The sequence below is a fragment of the Pseudomonas sp. AC172 genome (assembly GCF_979258595.1).
The window spans coordinates 5,609,190-5,623,182 of sequence record NZ_OZ409868.1 but is presented as its reverse complement, the minus strand read 5'-3'; the positions used below and the strand labels follow the sequence as shown (position 1 = coordinate 5,623,182).

Here is a 13,993-nt window from a genome sequence, read left to right as displayed (position 1 = left end):
CCTGAATCGGTGTCGTCTTGGGCATTCGCTCGAGCGAGTAGCAGACAGCGCGCTTTGTTAGCGCTACCATCGACAGTATTGGCAAGCCACGCATAGAGCGTCCAATACTGAAAAATTACTTTTATATGCGATTTGGTTTTTAAGAAGGATCGAGCCTTGAGCGAAGAAAAACCGCGCAAACGCCGTGGCGCCGGACGCGTGACCCTGAATGCGGTGGCACGTGAGGCCGGGGTTTCGGCGATTACCGTGTCGCGCTATTTCAATCAGCCCGAGCAGGTTTCGCCCGAGCGCCGCGAGCGTATTGCGGCGGTGGTGGCTGAGTTGGGTTACGTGCCGAATCTGGTGGCCGGCGGATTGGCTTCGGCGCGGGGGAAAATCGTCGGCATGGTGATCCCGAACATCTCCGGGCCGATCTTCGCCAATACCCTTCAAGGGTTCAGCGATACGCTTAGCCGCCATGGCTATCAGCTGTTACTGGCGTCGAGTTACTTCAGTACCGAGCAGGAAGAAAACGCGGTGCGCGCGTTTCTCGGCTGGTCGCCAGCGGCGTTGGTGCTGACCAGTCACTTTCACAGTGCCGGTACCGAAAAGATGATTGCCGAAGCCGATGTGCCGGTGATCGAAACCTGGGATTACCAGCCGGATCGCGAGCCGATGCAGATCGGTTTTTCGCATTTCGACGTGGGCGTGACGGCGGCGAAGTATCTGCTGGGAAAAGGTTATCGACGTATCGCCTTTGTGCAGAACAGCGCTACGGGCGACTTCAGCGCCTTGGAACGCCGCGACGGTTACGCGGCGACCTTACGGGAATCGGGCCTGGCACCGTGGGTCTTCGCCCCCGACGCTGATCGCCCTCCATTCGAGGCCGGCAAACAGGCGATGGACGCCCTGATGAACGCCTCACCGCCCCCCGACGCGATCATCTTCGCCAACGACAACCTCGCCGCCGGTGGCCTGCTCGCCGGGCAACGCGCCGGTTTGAAAATCCCTGAAGACTGCGCCGTCCTCGGCTTCGGCGACTACCCCTTCGCCGAGATGCTGCTGCCGAGCCTGAGCACGATCAAACCACCGGCGCTGGAGATTGGCGTACTCGCCGCGACACGAGTGCTGGAAAGCCTTGGGGTATTACCAAGCGAGGAGGTGCAACGGCTGAATCTGCTGCAGTGCCAAGTCATCGGACGCGAAAGCACCTGATGAATATGGCGGGGGCGGGATTGGCTATGCTTTAAAGACTACCGAGGTGGCCCTATCGCGAGCAGGCTCACTCCTACAGGGAACGGGGCTGACCACAGAGCGCTCCACTGTAGGAGCGAGCCTGCTCGCGATAGCGGTCTTTCAGGCAATACTCATCCACCAGACAGAGCTCGCCATGCACACCGCCATCATCATTTTATTCGGCCTGATCCTGCTCGCGCTGATGCTCTACATCGGCGAGCGCATCGGATTCAGCCGTCAGACCATGGCCTACGGCTTCGCCGCTCTGTGGCTGGCGTTGACGGTGATTAATGGCGCGGTGGGTGTGGTGCATGCGAAACAACCGCTGGGTTCGGAAATAGCGATTGGCAGTGCGGTATTCGGCGTGCCGATGGCGGCGATGGTGTTGTTCATGGTGCTGAGCGCCGAGTCATAAAAACGTCCCGACGCTCAGCTCCCGATCAACGCACCAGATGCAGGAACTGCATGTGGCGTTCGTACTGGTCGAGGATGTCGTTGATGATCTGCTCTTTGGTATAGCCGACCAGATCGTAATCCTGACTGCCCTCGCTCAAGTGCACTTCGGCGCGGTAGTAGCGACGATTGTTTAGCTGCTTCGAGCCCATCCCGCCACGCGCGAACGACGGCGTGAAGTAGCCGCGCATCTGCACCTGGTAGATGAACGGATGCGCATCGCCGTGGCCGATTTCCAGGCTAACGCTGTCATTCGCCGGATCCGGCTGGGTGACCACGTTCAGGCCTTTCTCGACGAACACCGCCGTCACTTCTTCAATCGCCGGGCGCACCGTGGTGTCCATGAAGCGGTACACCTCGTCCCGCGACGGGAAGTGCACAGCCTGACTCAGGCGTTGGCGCCACCCACCCGTGCCGCGCCGCGAACCGGAGACCGGTGCCAGCGAATGCAATTGCGCGATCTGTTTCTGCGACTCCAGATAGAACGCCTTGTGCAGGCCCCACATCATCAGCAGCAGAATCAGCGAGAACGGCAACGAAGTCAGCACTACCGCTGACTTCAGCGCATCGATGCTGCCGGAGAACAGCAGCGCACTGGTGATCAACGCCGTCATCGCGCCCCAGAACACCCGCAGCCATTTCGGCCCGTCTTCATCCGGGTTGCCACCCTTGGCCGACAGCGTCGAGAGCACCACGGTGCCGGAGTCAGCTGAGGTGACGAAGAACACGAAGCTGATAAACACCGTCACGGCGATGACGGTTTTGCTCCACGGGTAGGTTTCCAGCAACAGGTAAATACTCATCGACGGGTTGTCGAGGGCCGACATGCCCAGCGCGCTCATGCCGTGGTTGAGTACCTGATCGATGGCGCTGTTGCCGAAGATCGACATCCACGCGAGGGTGAAACCAAGCGGAATAAGCAGCACGCCGAAAACGAATTCGCGGATGGTGCGGCCACGGGAAATCCGGGCGATGAACAGGCCCACGAACGGCGACCATGCAATCCACCAGGCCCAGTAAAACACTGTCCAGCCGCCGAGCCAGTCGCTCGGCTTGTCGTAGGCGTAGAGGTCGAAACTCTTCATCGGCAAGGCGCCGAGGTAGTCGCCGATGTTCTGGATCAAGGTGTTGAGCAGGTGCTGGGTAGGCCCGGCGAACAACACAAACAGCAGCAGCGCACAGGCCAGCAGCATGTTGATGTCGGACATCACCCGCACGCCTTTATCGACGCCGGAAACGGCAACGATGATCGCTGCGCCCATCATCAGCGTGATCAGGCCGACCTGAATCCACTGGGTGTGAGCGATGCCGAACAGGTAGTCGAGACCGGAGTTGAGGTGCAGCACACCAAAACCCATGTCGGCACCCAGACCGAACACCGTGGCGATAATCCCGAAGCCGTCCACCGCATAACCGATGGGGCCGTTGATGCGTTTGCCGATCAGCGGATACAGCGCCGAGCGCAGAGCCAGTGGCAGGTTGTGGCGGTAAGCGAAATAGGCCAGCGCCATACCGACAAAGGCGAACACGCCCCAGCCATGCAGGCCCCAGTGCAAAAACAGAATCTGCATGGCCTGGCGCGCCGCATCCGCCGTGCCCGCCTCGCCTTGCGGCGGCTGGAGCATGTGGGTCAGCGGCTCAGAGACGCAGAAGAAAAACAGCGTGATGCTGATCCCGGCGGCGAACAGCATGCCGGCCCAGGACAGGTAACTGAATTCGGGCTCGTCGTGGTCGGCACCGAGTTTTATCTTGCCGTAGCCGGATAAGGCGGTGACCACCACGAAGACCAGATACAGCGTCATCGCAAGCATGTAGTACCAGCCGACCGTATTGGCCGCCCAGTTTTGCGCTTCCAGCAGCCAGGCGCCGGCCTGCTCAGGCATGGCGATGACAACGAGACCAAACAGCAGAATGACCGTCGCGGCGAAATAGAACACCGGCGGATTCATGCGTACCAGACCGCTGGCGGGGGTGGACGATGCACTCATGAAACGTGCACCTCGAGGGGTTGAAACGTGGCTGAAATGATCGGACTCAGCAAAGGCAAGCCTCCTGTTGTGAGCGGGCAGCGAACCACCGGTTTAACTTGAATGAACGTTCAAGTTAAACATGGATAGGGTTGCAAGGACTAATCGTACGGCCAGGCGGTAGTTTTCCTACGCTAGCTCAAGGAGGGGTATGACGTGGGTTTAAGGGGATTCGTTCACTGGAGAATTGGCTGAAGGCCATTATTCCGATTTCAGCCTGAAGAGCATTCGCGAGCAGGCTCGCTCCCACAGTTGAAATGCATTCCATTGTGGGAGCGAGCTTGCTCGCGAAGGTCAGCAGCCGCGAAGCAAATTCAGAAGCCTACTTCTGCGTCCCGTCATCATGCTGCAAATTCGCCTGAGTCAAATTGCACCCCGCCGGCACACTGCGCGTCAGCCACACATTGCCGCCAATGGTCGAACCCTTGCCAATGGTGATCCGCCCGAGAATCGTCGCCCCGGCATAAATCACCACGTCATCCTCAACAATCGGATGACGCGGATGGCCCTTCTGCAACTGACCGTCTTCATCCGCCGGGAAGCGCTTGGCGCCCAACGTCACCGCCTGATAAATCCGCACCCGCTCACCAATGATCGCCGTCTCGCCAATCACCACACCCGTGCCGTGATCGATAAAGAAACTGCGGCCGATCTGCGCGCCCGGATGGATATCGATACCGGTCGCGGAATGGGCAATTTCTGCGCTGATCCGCGCCAGCAACGGCAAGCCTGCGCGATACAAATGGTGGGCGAGACGATGGTGAATCACCGCCAGAATTCCCGGGTAGCACAGCAGCACTTCATCGACACTGCGCGCCGCCGGATCACCGTGATAAGCGGCCAGCACATCGGTGTCGAGCAGCGTGCGCAAGCCCGGCAAGGCCAGGGCAAAGTCCTGAATAATCTGAATCGCACGGGCCTCGACTTCGGTGTCAGCCGAAGCGCTGTGGCGGGCGACGTAACGCAGTTCCAGACGGGTCTGCGCCAATAACGCATTTAGCGCCACATCGAGGGTGTGGCCGACGTAGAAATCTTCACTCTCTTCGCGCAGATCCACCGGCCCCAAACGCATCGGGAACAACGCCCCACACAGTGCTTCGAGAATCTCCGCCATCGCAGCCCGCGATGGCAACTCGCGACCACCCTGCTCGCCGGACGCCCGGCCGTTCTGTGCCCGCCACTGATCCCGCGCGCTGCGCAGTTGACTGACGATGGTCTGCAATTGCCAATGGCTGGAACGCTCGCTCACGGTAAAGACTCCTCACGGGCGGCCGGACTGTCTGGCCGCGTCAACGGCGACTACTTTACGGCAAGGTCAGGAGAGCGAATTAAGAACCGATAGTGCTGGGGTCAGTCGATTTAGCTATAAGCGATTGGCGGTTGCTCCTGCAAAAGCGCGTGCCTATAGTCCTTTCATCTTTCTCCGCCAGTACGGACTCATGATCAAACAACAGCTGGACCGCTTTGCCCGCCTCGACCTGCTCAATCACCCGACGCCGCTGGAAAAACTCGAACGGCTGTCCACCTGGCTCGGCCGCGAGGTGTACATCAAGCGCGATGACCTGACGCCGCTGGCCATGGGCGGCAACAAGCTGCGCAAGCTCGAATACCTCGCCGCAGACGCCTTGGCGCAAGGCGCCGACACGCTGATCACTGCCGGTGCGCTGCAATCGAACCACGTTCGCCAGACCGCCGCACTGGCCGCCAAACTCGGTCTCGGCTGTGTAGCACTGCTGGAAAACCCGTTGGGTACCGCCGATAGCAACTACACCGGCAACGGCAATCGCCTGCTGCTGGATCTGTTCGATACCAAAGTCGAACTGGTCGACAACCTCGACAACGCCGACGAACAACTCGCCGCCCTCGCCGTACGACTGCGCAGCAATGGCAAGAAACCGTACCTGGTGCCAATCGGCGGCTCCAATGCGCTCGGCGCCTTGGGTTATGTGCGCGCCGGTCTGGAGCTGGCCGAACAGATAAAGGACACCGGTGTGGATTTCGCTGCGGTGGTATTGGCCTCGGGCAGTGCCGGAACGCACAGCGGTCTGGCATTGGCGTTGAGCGAAGTATTGCCGCAATTGCCGGTGATTGGGGTGACAGTTTCGCGCAGTGAAGAAGATCAGCGCCCGAAGGTTCAGGGGCTGGCCGAACGTACGGCTGAACTGCTCGGTGTGGCGCTTCCTGAGGGTTTCAAGATCGAGTTGTGGGATGAATATTTCGGTCCGCGTTATGGCGAACCGAATGCCGGGACATTGGCGGCGGTGAAGCTGTTGGCGAGTCAGGAAGCGGTGTTGCTCGATCCGGTGTACACCGGCAAGGCGATGGCGGGTTTGCTTGATGGGATTGGTCGTCAGCGTTTTGATGAAGGCCCGATCATCTTCCTGCATACCGGTGGCGCGCCAGCCTTGTTTGCCTACAAGGATTTCCTGTAGCGAGCTCGTTCCCGCGCTCTGCGTGGGAGCAATTCTTATATTCCAACAAGGAATAACATTTCGAATATTAAGTATTTTCAAGTCTAACGCAGACATCTTATAGTCTCGCCGCAGGCGAATTTCGCGCAAGACGCATAAGCTGCTTTAGGGCACGATAACGCAGGCGCACGAATCACCCATTCGCCAACTTTCCTTAAGCGTCTTCCATAAGAAAACACAGGGGCTCGTCATGAATTTTTCCGCACTACGTCGCAATCTGCTGGTGGGTTCGCTGGGCCTAGCGCTGAGCGCCGGCCTGATCAGCCAGGCAGTAGCCGGTGAGCAGCTGCAACAGATCAAGGACAAAGGCGTTATCAACGTCGGCCTGGAAGGCACTTATCCACCGTTCAGCTTCGTCGATGCCGACGGCAAACTGTCCGGTTTCGAAGTTGAACTCTCTGAAGCGCTGGCGCAAAAACTCGGTGTCAAAGCCAAGATTCAGCCGACCAAGTGGGACGGCATCCTCGCCGCGCTGGAATCCAAGCGTCTGGACGTTGTAGTCAACCAGGTGACCATCTCCGACGAGCGCAAGAAGAAGTATGACTTCTCCGAGCCGTACACCGTTTCCGGTATTCAGGCGCTGGTGCTGAAGAGCAAAGAAGCGGCGCTGAACATCAAGACCGCCAATGACCTGTCCGGCAAAAAAGTCGGTGTAGGCCTGGGCACCAACTACGAACAATGGGTTCGCGCCAACGTGCCGGGCGCTGACGTGCGCACCTACGATGATGATCCGACCAAGTTTGCCGACCTGAACAACGGCCGTACCGACGCCATCCTGATCGACCGTCTGGCCGCGCTTGAATACGCCAAGAAAGCACCGAAAACCGTCGCTGCCGGTGAAGCCTTCTCCCGCCAGGAAGCCGGTGTTGCCTTGCGTAAAGGTGAGCCGGAACTGCTGGCTGCCGTGAACAAGGCCATCGACGAACTGCGTGCAGACGGCACTTTGAAGAAGCTGTCCGAGAAGTACTTCAACGCAGACGTCACTAAATAATGGAAGTTGGATTTCAATTCGAAGCGCACTTCCCGCAGTTGAGCCAGCAACTCGCCGAAACATCGGCGCTGTTACTGGACTCCGCGCCCTTTCTGCTCAAGGGCGCGTATTACACGGTAGTTCTCAGCCTCGGCGGGATGTTCTTCGGCTTGCTGCTCGGCTTCGGCCTGGCGTTGATGCGCCTGTCGCGCTTCAAATCGGTGAGCTGGCTGGCGCGCATCTACGTGTCGTTCTTTCGCGGCACGCCGTTGCTGGTGCAACTGTTCGTGATCTATTACGGCTTCCCGCAACTGGGAATCGAACTGGATCCGCTGCCAGCGGCGCTGATCGGCTTCTCGCTGAACATGGCCGCTTACGCCTGTGAAATCCTCCGCGCCGCGATCGGTTCCATCGAACGTGGCCAGTGGGAAGCGGCTGCGAGCATCGGCATGACCCGCGCGCAAACCCTGCGCCGGGCCATCCTGCCGCAAGCGATGCGCACGGCGTTGCCGCCGCTGGGCAACAGCTTCATTTCGCTGGTCAAGGACACCGCACTGGCCGCCACCATTCAGGTGCCGGAGCTGTTCCGTCAGGCGCAACTGATTACCGCCCGGACTTTCGAAGTCTTCACCATGTATCTTGCCGCCGCGCTGATCTACTGGATTCTGGCCACAGTGCTTTCGCACTTCCAGAACAAGTTGGAAGAGCGGGTCAATCGGCACGACCAGGAGTCATGACGATGATTGTCGTGGAAAAACTGACCAAGCAATTCAAGGGTCAGGTCGTGCTCAACGGCATCGACCTCGAGGTGAAGGAAGGCGAAGTCGTCGCAATCATCGGCCCCAGCGGCTCGGGGAAAACGACGTTCCTGCGTTGCCTGAATTTCCTTGAACAACCCACCAGCGGTCGGATCAAGGTCGGCGATATCGAAATTGATACCAGTCGCCCGCTGAACCAGCAGCAGAGTCTGGTGCGCAACCTGCGCCAGCACGTTGGCTTCGTCTTTCAGAACTTCAACCTGTTCCCCCATCGCACCGCACTGGAAAACGTCATCGAAGGCCCGATCGTGGTCAAGAAGATACCGCGCGAAGAGGCGGTTGCTCTGGGCAAGAAGCTGCTGGCCAAGGTCGGACTCGCCGGTAAGGAAGATGCTTATCCGCGTCGTCTCTCTGGTGGTCAGCAACAGCGCGTGGCGATAGCCAGAGCGCTGGCGATGGAGCCGGAAGTGATCCTGTTCGACGAACCGACTTCGGCCCTCGACCCGGAACTGGTCGGTGAAGTGCTGGCGACCATTCGGGGGCTCGCCGAAGAAAAACGCACCATGGTCATCGTTACCCACGAAATGGGTTTTGCCCGGGACGTGGCCAACCGCGTGGTGTTTTTCGACAAAGGCGTGATCGTCGAGCAAGGCGAAGCGAAAGCGTTGTTTGCCAACCCGACAGAACAACGCACTCAACAGTTTCTCAGCAAGTTCTTGAATCACGCCTGAGAACTTTTATTGCAATACCGGCAACTTCCACGGACGGAAGTTACCTTTATCAAAACCCCACCTCATCAACACCCTATCCAGACAAAACATATCCGAAGCGGTACAGATATATGTTCTGCAACAGATAATACCCGCCTCAATCCCGCCCCACCCGACATGACAGCGCTTGAATAAACATGCGCAAAACCCGCCAAAAAGCCCTGAGTTCCGTGGCTCATTTCGCCTGAGCACCTAGGCAGATGACCATGATAGCGTAGGAAACTTCTGATTAATTTGTAATTCGCGGATTAACTAATATCGTCTATTGACACCCCATCCCGCACACTCTTATCTAGTCGACAACTGGCACCACTTAGTTCAATCAACCCGTATTCAACTTGAATAAAAGTTCAAAGTTTTATTGCCAGTTTATTCACGCCTTTTGTTCTTCCAGAAACGGACTTCGCTGCAAGGCTTCAAGGAGAGAAATCGATGACCCGCACTTCGCATACCCCCGAACTGGCAGCGCCGATCCTGGCGCCAGCGCAAAAAAACGGCATCAACCTGACCGCCGCCGCCCATTTGCTGGTCGAGGTGTCGCCTTACCCTGATATGGATAGCGGAGACCTCATCGAGCTGTTCTGGAACAAATGCTATGTCGCCTCCAGGTTACTGACGGCAGAAGACGTCGGCACGGCCATCAGCCTGCGCGTGCCAGAGAGCTTCATCGCCAATGGCACCGCACGCATTCACTATCGGGTGATGCAGATCGGTGAGGGCCCGGCGTTGTCGGCGGCGACGCGAGTGCAGGTCAAACTGGACTGCCCGGGCGGACAACCTTCAGCGCTCAGCGACGACGAAAACCAGCAGTTGGCCCCCGTGACCATCCCTGACCCCATTCGCCGCCAAGGTGTGAATCCAAACCAGATCAAACGCGGTGTGCCGCTGACCATCGAGCCGTACCTGAACATGGCCGAGGACGACGCCATCACCTTGCGCTGGGGTGATGTGCGCATGGATCTGGTACCAATCACCGCTGCGGATATCGGGTTACCGATTCAGGTCTGGGTACCTCCTTCGGTGATTGTCGAAGCCGGCGAGGATCTGCGCCTGGACGTGACGTATTGCATTCTCGATCGGGTCGGTAACAACTCACGCTGGGCGCCGCCACGTACCTTGAAGATCGGTTGTGTAAATCCTTATCTGAAAGTCCCTCTGAGGCAGGAACTCAAGGCGGCCGAATCGCGCAAGGCCTGAGGCGCCTTGCTAGTGAAGGGGGGGGTGAGCCCCCTCACTTGAAACTCTTAACCAACCCGACCATCACCCCTTCTATACATATTCCTAAAAGTTAGTTTATTTAATATTTATACACGCTTAGGGTATATGAACCGGACCACCGGACATTCTTTCATTCGCCGCACTTTGCGGCGTTTTTCATGAGATGTGAGGTAGGTAGTATGGTCCGGAACACAATCACCCCAGTGCAGATCGCCAGGGCATTGCGTGCAGCCAAGGAGCGGCACTGATGTCCAGTCTGGCAGACGCAAACGTTCAGTCGGATCTGGACATCGCCCCGTTGTTGTTGCCCGCGCAGGTTTTGCGCAACGACGCTCAAGCCATCAAGGCCGCCCATGAACTGGCGCAAGTCGCCCGCGTGCAGGCCGCCAAACGCGACCGTCAGCGCAAGCTGCCGTGGTCGGAAATCGAACAGTTCACCCGCAGCGGTTTAGGCAGCATTGCCATCCCGCGTGAATACGGTGGCCCGCAGGTTTCCTTTGTCACTTTGGCCGAGGTGTTCGCGATCATTTCCGCCGCCGATCCAGCGTTGGGGCAGATCCCGCAGAACCAGTTCGGCATCATCAATCTGGTGCTCGGTAGCGCCACCGAAGCGCAGAAAAAACAGCTGCTCCAGAGCGTCCTGGAAGGCTGGCGCATCGGCAATGCCGGCCCGGAACGCGGCACCAAAAACACTCTGGAATTGAAAGCACGGATCACCGCCGACGGCGATGATTACGTGATCAACGGCCAGAAGTTCTATTCCACCGGCGCGCTGTTTGCGCACTGGGTCGCGGTCAAGGCACTCAACGATGACGGCAAGCAAGTGCTGGCCTTCGTTCGTCGCGGCACGCCGGGCCTGCGCATCGTTGATGACTGGTCAGGCTTCGGTCAGCGCACCACCGCCAGCGGCACGATTCTGCTGAACAATGTGCGCGTCGAGTCGAGCCTGGTCGTCGACAACTGGAAGATCAACGAAACCCCGAATACCCAAGGCGCGGTGTCGCAGCTGATTCAAGCGGCCATCGACGCCGGCATCGCCCGTGGCGCCATCGACGACGCCATCGAGTTCGTCAAAACCCGCGCGCGACCATGGATCGATGCCAAGGTTGATCGCGCCAGCGATGACCTCTACGTAATCGCCGACATCGGCAAACTGAAAATCGAACTTCACGCCGCCGAAGCGCTGTTGCGCAAGGCTGGCAAAGTTCTCGATCAAGTGCACGCCGCGCCGCTCACTGCCGACTCTGCCGCACGCGCCTCGATTGCCGTGGCCGAAGCGAAGGTGCTGACCACCGAGATTTCTCTACTCGCCAGCGAAAAGCTTTTCGAACTGGCCGGCAGCCGCGCGACCCTCGCCGAATTCAATCTCGACCGCCACTGGCGCAACGCCCGCGTGCATACGTTGCATGACCCGGTGCGCTGGAAATATCACGCGATTGGCGCCTATCGCCTCAACGGCACTTTGCCGGCTCGCCATTCCTGGATCTGACAACCAGACATCTGGAGAAACCTATGACTTTTTCCCATCACGTCGCGGTCATCACCAGCGATGAGCAAGCCCTGATCGTCGCCAGCGACCTGGCCGAAGACTTTAAACGCGACAGCGCCCTGCGCGACCGTGAGCGTCGCTTGCCACTGCCGGAACTCGATGTATTTTCCCGCTCCGGTCTATGGGGCATCAGCGTGCCCAAGGAATACGGCGGCGCAGGTGTGTCCAGCGTTACCTTGGCCAAAGTCATCGCCCTGATCGCTCAGGCCGACGGCTCGCTCGGACAGATTCCGCAAAACCATTTTTACGCACTGGAAGTGCTGCGCGTAAACGGTAGCCACGCGCAAAAACAACGGCTGTACGCCGAAGTTCTCGCCGGCCAACGCTTCGGCAATGCCTTGGCGGAACTGGGCACCAAAACCGCCCACGACCGCGTCACCAGCCTCAAGCCCGACGGTGACGGTTATCGCATCAACGGTCGCAAGTTCTACGCGACCGGGGCGATTTACGCTCAGCGCATTCCGACTTCTGTGGTGGATGAAAACGGCGTACAGCAATTGGCTTTCGTCCCGCGTGACAGCAAAGGCCTGACCGTGATCGACGACTGGAGCGGCTTTGGCCAACGCACCACCGGTAGCGGTTCGGTGGTGTTCGAAGATGTATTCGTTGCCGCCGAAGACGTGCTGTCGTTTCAAAGCGCCTTCGAACGCCCAACCACGGTCGGCCCGTTGGCACAAATCCTTCACGCCGCCATCGACACCGGCATCGCCCGCGCCGCTTACGAAGAGGCGCTGCACTTCGTGCGCAGCAAGACCCGCCCATGGATCGATTCCGGCAACGACAAAGCCACCGAAGACCCGCTGACGCTGAAGAGCTTCGGCCACTTGAGCATTCGCCTGCACGCCACCGAAGCCTTGCTTGAACGTGCTGGCGAATTCCTCGACGCCGCGCAAGCCGAGACCAACGTAGAAACCGTCGCCGCCGCTTCGATTGCAGTCGCCGAAGCACGGGCAATCAGCACTGAAATCTCTTTGGCCGCCGGCAGCACCCTGTTCGAACTGGCCGGCAGCCAGGCGACCCTGATCGAACACGGCCTCGACCGCCACTGGCGCAATGCCCGCGTGCACACCCTGCATGACCCGGTGCGCTGGAAGTATCACGCGGTGGGCAACTACTACCTCAACGATGAAAACCCTCCACTACGAGGGACGATCTGATGAGCGCGGCGAAAAAGAAGATCTTGCTCAACGCGTTCAACATGAACTGCATCGGCCACATAAACCATGGCCTGTGGACGCATCCGCGTGACACCTCGACGCGCTACAACACCCTCGAATACTGGACGGACCTGGCGCAATTGCTGGAGCGCGGGCTGTTCGACGGCTTGTTCATCGCCGACATCGTTGGTGTGTACGACGTCTACCAGAATTCGGTCGAAGTGCCGCTGAAAGAGTCGATCCAGCTGCCGGTCAACGACCCGCTGCTGCTGGTTTCAGCCATGGCTGCCGTGACCAAAAATCTGGGGTTCGGTCTGACCGCAAATCTCACTTATGAGCCGCCGTATCTGTTCGCCCGACGCATGTCGACGCTCGATCATTTGAGCCGTGGTCGTGTGGGCTGGAACATCGTCACCGGTTATCTCGACAGCGCCGCCAAAGCCATGGGTCTGCGCGAACAGGTCGAACATGACCGTCGCTACGATCAGGCCGACGAGTACCTGGAAGTGCTCTACAAACTCTGGGAAGGCAGCTGGGAAAACGGCGCGGTGCTCAATGACCGCGAGCAGCGCATCTACGCCAACCCGGAAAAAGTGCACAAGGTCGAGCACAAGGGCGAGTTCTATCAGGTCGAGGGTTATCACCTCTGCGAGCCATCGCCACAGCGCACACCAGTGCTGTTTCAGGCCGGCAGTTCCGATCGCGGTTTGCTGTTCGCCGGGCGCCATGCCGAGTGCGTGTTCATCAGCGGTCAGAACAAACCGTCGACCAAAGTTCAGGTCGACAAAGTGCGTGCCAGCGCTGTTGAAGCGGGGCGTAATCCTGAGGACATCAAGGTGTTCATGGGCCTGAATGTGATCGTCGGCGCGACCGAAGAGGCGGCATGGGCCAAACACGCCGAATACCTGAGCTACGCCAGCGCCGAAGCCGGCGTGGCGCACTTTTCCGCCTCCACCGGCATCGACTTTTCCCAGTACGAGATCGACGAACCGATCCAGTACGTGAAGAGCAACGCCATTCAGTCGGCCACCAAGAACCTGCAAAACAACGACTGGACCAGGCGCAAGTTGCTTGAACAGCACGCCCTTGGTGGTCGCTACATCACCGTGGTCGGCTCGCCTGAGAAAGTCGCGGATGAGCTGGAATCGTGGATTGCCGAGACCGGCCTCGATGGTTTCAACCTAACCCGCATTGTTACCCCGGAAAGTTATGTCGATTTCATTGAGCTGGTGATTCCGGAGTTGCAGCGGCGCGGGTCGTACAAGACCGCGTACGACAACGGCAGCTTGCGCGAGAAGTTGTTTCACGGTGAGGCGCAGTTGCCCGAGCAACACACCGGATCTTCATACCGACATTAAAAGCTTCGCGAGCAGGCTCGCTCCCACATTGGGAATGCATTTCCCCT

At 58.9% G+C, this 13,993-nt stretch carries 12 protein-coding genes; 10 read left to right on the top strand and 2 right to left on the bottom strand.

The window, feature by feature from the left end; translation table 11 throughout:
- Positions 1–156 precede the first annotated feature (156 nt).
- Both ACZ0A4_RS25395 and ACZ0A4_RS25390 read left to right on the top strand, forming a co-directional pair.
- On the top strand, positions 157–1,194 hold the full coding sequence (locus tag ACZ0A4_RS25395) for a LacI family DNA-binding transcriptional regulator (protein WP_463576760.1): 1,038 nt from the start codon (positions 157–159) through the stop codon (positions 1,192–1,194).
- 175 nt (positions 1,195–1,369) lie between these two features.
- Positions 1,370–1,630 (top strand): hypothetical protein, encoded by a 261-nt coding sequence (locus ACZ0A4_RS25390; RefSeq protein ID WP_463576759.1) that lies wholly within the window; start codon positions 1,370–1,372, stop codon positions 1,628–1,630.
- 25 nt (positions 1,631–1,655) lie between these two features.
- Here ACZ0A4_RS25390 and betT read toward each other — a convergent pair whose 3' ends face one another.
- Together betT and epsC are read right to left on the bottom strand one after the other, a co-directional pair.
- Positions 1,656–3,617, bottom strand: coding sequence for a choline transporter BetT (betT, locus tag ACZ0A4_RS25385; protein WP_422607443.1), 1,962 nt, complete (start codon positions 3,615–3,617; stop codon positions 1,656–1,658).
- 400 nt (positions 3,618–4,017) lie between these two features.
- The gene (gene epsC / locus ACZ0A4_RS25380) at positions 4,018–4,944 is read right to left on the bottom strand and encodes a serine O-acetyltransferase EpsC (protein WP_095122234.1); all 927 of its coding nucleotides are present in this window, start codon (positions 4,942–4,944) and stop codon (positions 4,018–4,020) included.
- A gap of 190 nt (positions 4,945–5,134) precedes the next feature.
- Here epsC and ACZ0A4_RS25375 point away from each other — a divergent pair, with 190 nt between their 5' ends.
- The 8 genes from ACZ0A4_RS25375 to ACZ0A4_RS25340 all read left to right on the top strand — a co-directional run bounded on the left by ACZ0A4_RS25375 (position 5,135) and on the right by ACZ0A4_RS25340 (position 13,946).
- On the top strand, positions 5,135–6,127 hold the full coding sequence (locus ACZ0A4_RS25375) for a D-cysteine desulfhydrase (protein ID WP_463576758.1): 993 nt from the start codon (positions 5,135–5,137) through the stop codon (positions 6,125–6,127).
- Between the two features lie 229 nt (positions 6,128–6,356).
- Positions 6,357–7,157, top strand: a complete 801-nt coding sequence (gene tcyJ, locus ACZ0A4_RS25370) for a cystine ABC transporter substrate-binding protein (protein ID WP_463576757.1) — start codon at positions 6,357–6,359, stop codon at positions 7,155–7,157.
- Positions 7,157–7,873, top strand: coding sequence for a cystine ABC transporter permease (tcyL, locus tag ACZ0A4_RS25365; RefSeq protein ID WP_463576756.1), 717 nt, complete (start codon positions 7,157–7,159; stop codon positions 7,871–7,873). Before tcyJ ends, tcyL begins: the two co-directional genes overlap by 1 nt.
- Positions 7,874–7,875: 2 nt before the next feature.
- On the top strand, positions 7,876–8,625 hold the full coding sequence (gene tcyN / locus ACZ0A4_RS25360; RefSeq protein ID WP_463577635.1) for an L-cystine ABC transporter ATP-binding protein TcyN: 750 nt from the start codon (positions 7,876–7,878) through the stop codon (positions 8,623–8,625).
- A gap of 471 nt (positions 8,626–9,096) precedes the next feature.
- Entirely contained in the window at positions 9,097–9,861 is a 765-nt protein-coding gene (locus ACZ0A4_RS25355; protein WP_463576755.1) for a hypothetical protein, read from the top strand.
- Between the two features lie 268 nt (positions 9,862–10,129).
- Positions 10,130–11,371: an SfnB family sulfur acquisition oxidoreductase gene (locus tag ACZ0A4_RS25350; RefSeq protein WP_463576754.1), complete on the top strand. Its 1,242-nt coding sequence runs from the start codon at positions 10,130–10,132 to the stop codon at positions 11,369–11,371.
- 23 nt (positions 11,372–11,394) lie between these two features.
- A complete protein-coding gene (locus ACZ0A4_RS25345; protein WP_463576753.1) occupies positions 11,395–12,588 on the top strand; it encodes an SfnB family sulfur acquisition oxidoreductase in 1,194 nt (397 codons plus the stop codon).
- Entirely contained in the window at positions 12,588–13,946 is a 1,359-nt protein-coding gene (locus tag ACZ0A4_RS25340) for an LLM class flavin-dependent oxidoreductase (protein ID WP_463576752.1), read from the top strand. The genes ACZ0A4_RS25345 and ACZ0A4_RS25340 overlap by 1 nt, the downstream gene beginning before the upstream one ends.
- Positions 13,947–13,993: the final 47 nt, after the last annotated feature.

Bases quoted from the DNA above. Each gene is read 5' to 3' on its own strand.
- ACZ0A4_RS25345 (WP_463576753.1), top strand. From the start codon at position 11,395: ATGACTTTTTCCCATCACGTCGCGGTCATCACCAGCGATGAGCAAGCC.
- betT (WP_422607443.1), bottom strand. From the start codon at position 3,617: ATGAATCCGCCGGTGTTCTATTTCGCCGCGACGGTCATTCTGCTGTTT.
- ACZ0A4_RS25340 (WP_463576752.1), top strand. From the start codon at position 12,588: ATGAGCGCGGCGAAAAAGAAGATCTTGCTCAACGCGTTCAACATGAAC.
- tcyJ (WP_463576757.1), top strand. From the start codon at position 6,357: ATGAATTTTTCCGCACTACGTCGCAATCTGCTGGTGGGTTCGCTGGGC.
- tcyL (WP_463576756.1), top strand. From the start codon at position 7,157: ATGGAAGTTGGATTTCAATTCGAAGCGCACTTCCCGCAGTTGAGCCAG.
- ACZ0A4_RS25350 (WP_463576754.1), top strand. From the start codon at position 10,130: ATGTCCAGTCTGGCAGACGCAAACGTTCAGTCGGATCTGGACATCGCC.
- tcyN (WP_463577635.1), top strand. From the start codon at position 7,876: ATGATTGTCGTGGAAAAACTGACCAAGCAATTCAAGGGTCAGGTCGTG.
- ACZ0A4_RS25375 (WP_463576758.1), top strand. From the start codon at position 5,135: ATGATCAAACAACAGCTGGACCGCTTTGCCCGCCTCGACCTGCTCAAT.
- ACZ0A4_RS25355 (WP_463576755.1), top strand. From the start codon at position 9,097: ATGACCCGCACTTCGCATACCCCCGAACTGGCAGCGCCGATCCTGGCG.
- ACZ0A4_RS25390 (WP_463576759.1), top strand. From the start codon at position 1,370: ATGCACACCGCCATCATCATTTTATTCGGCCTGATCCTGCTCGCGCTG.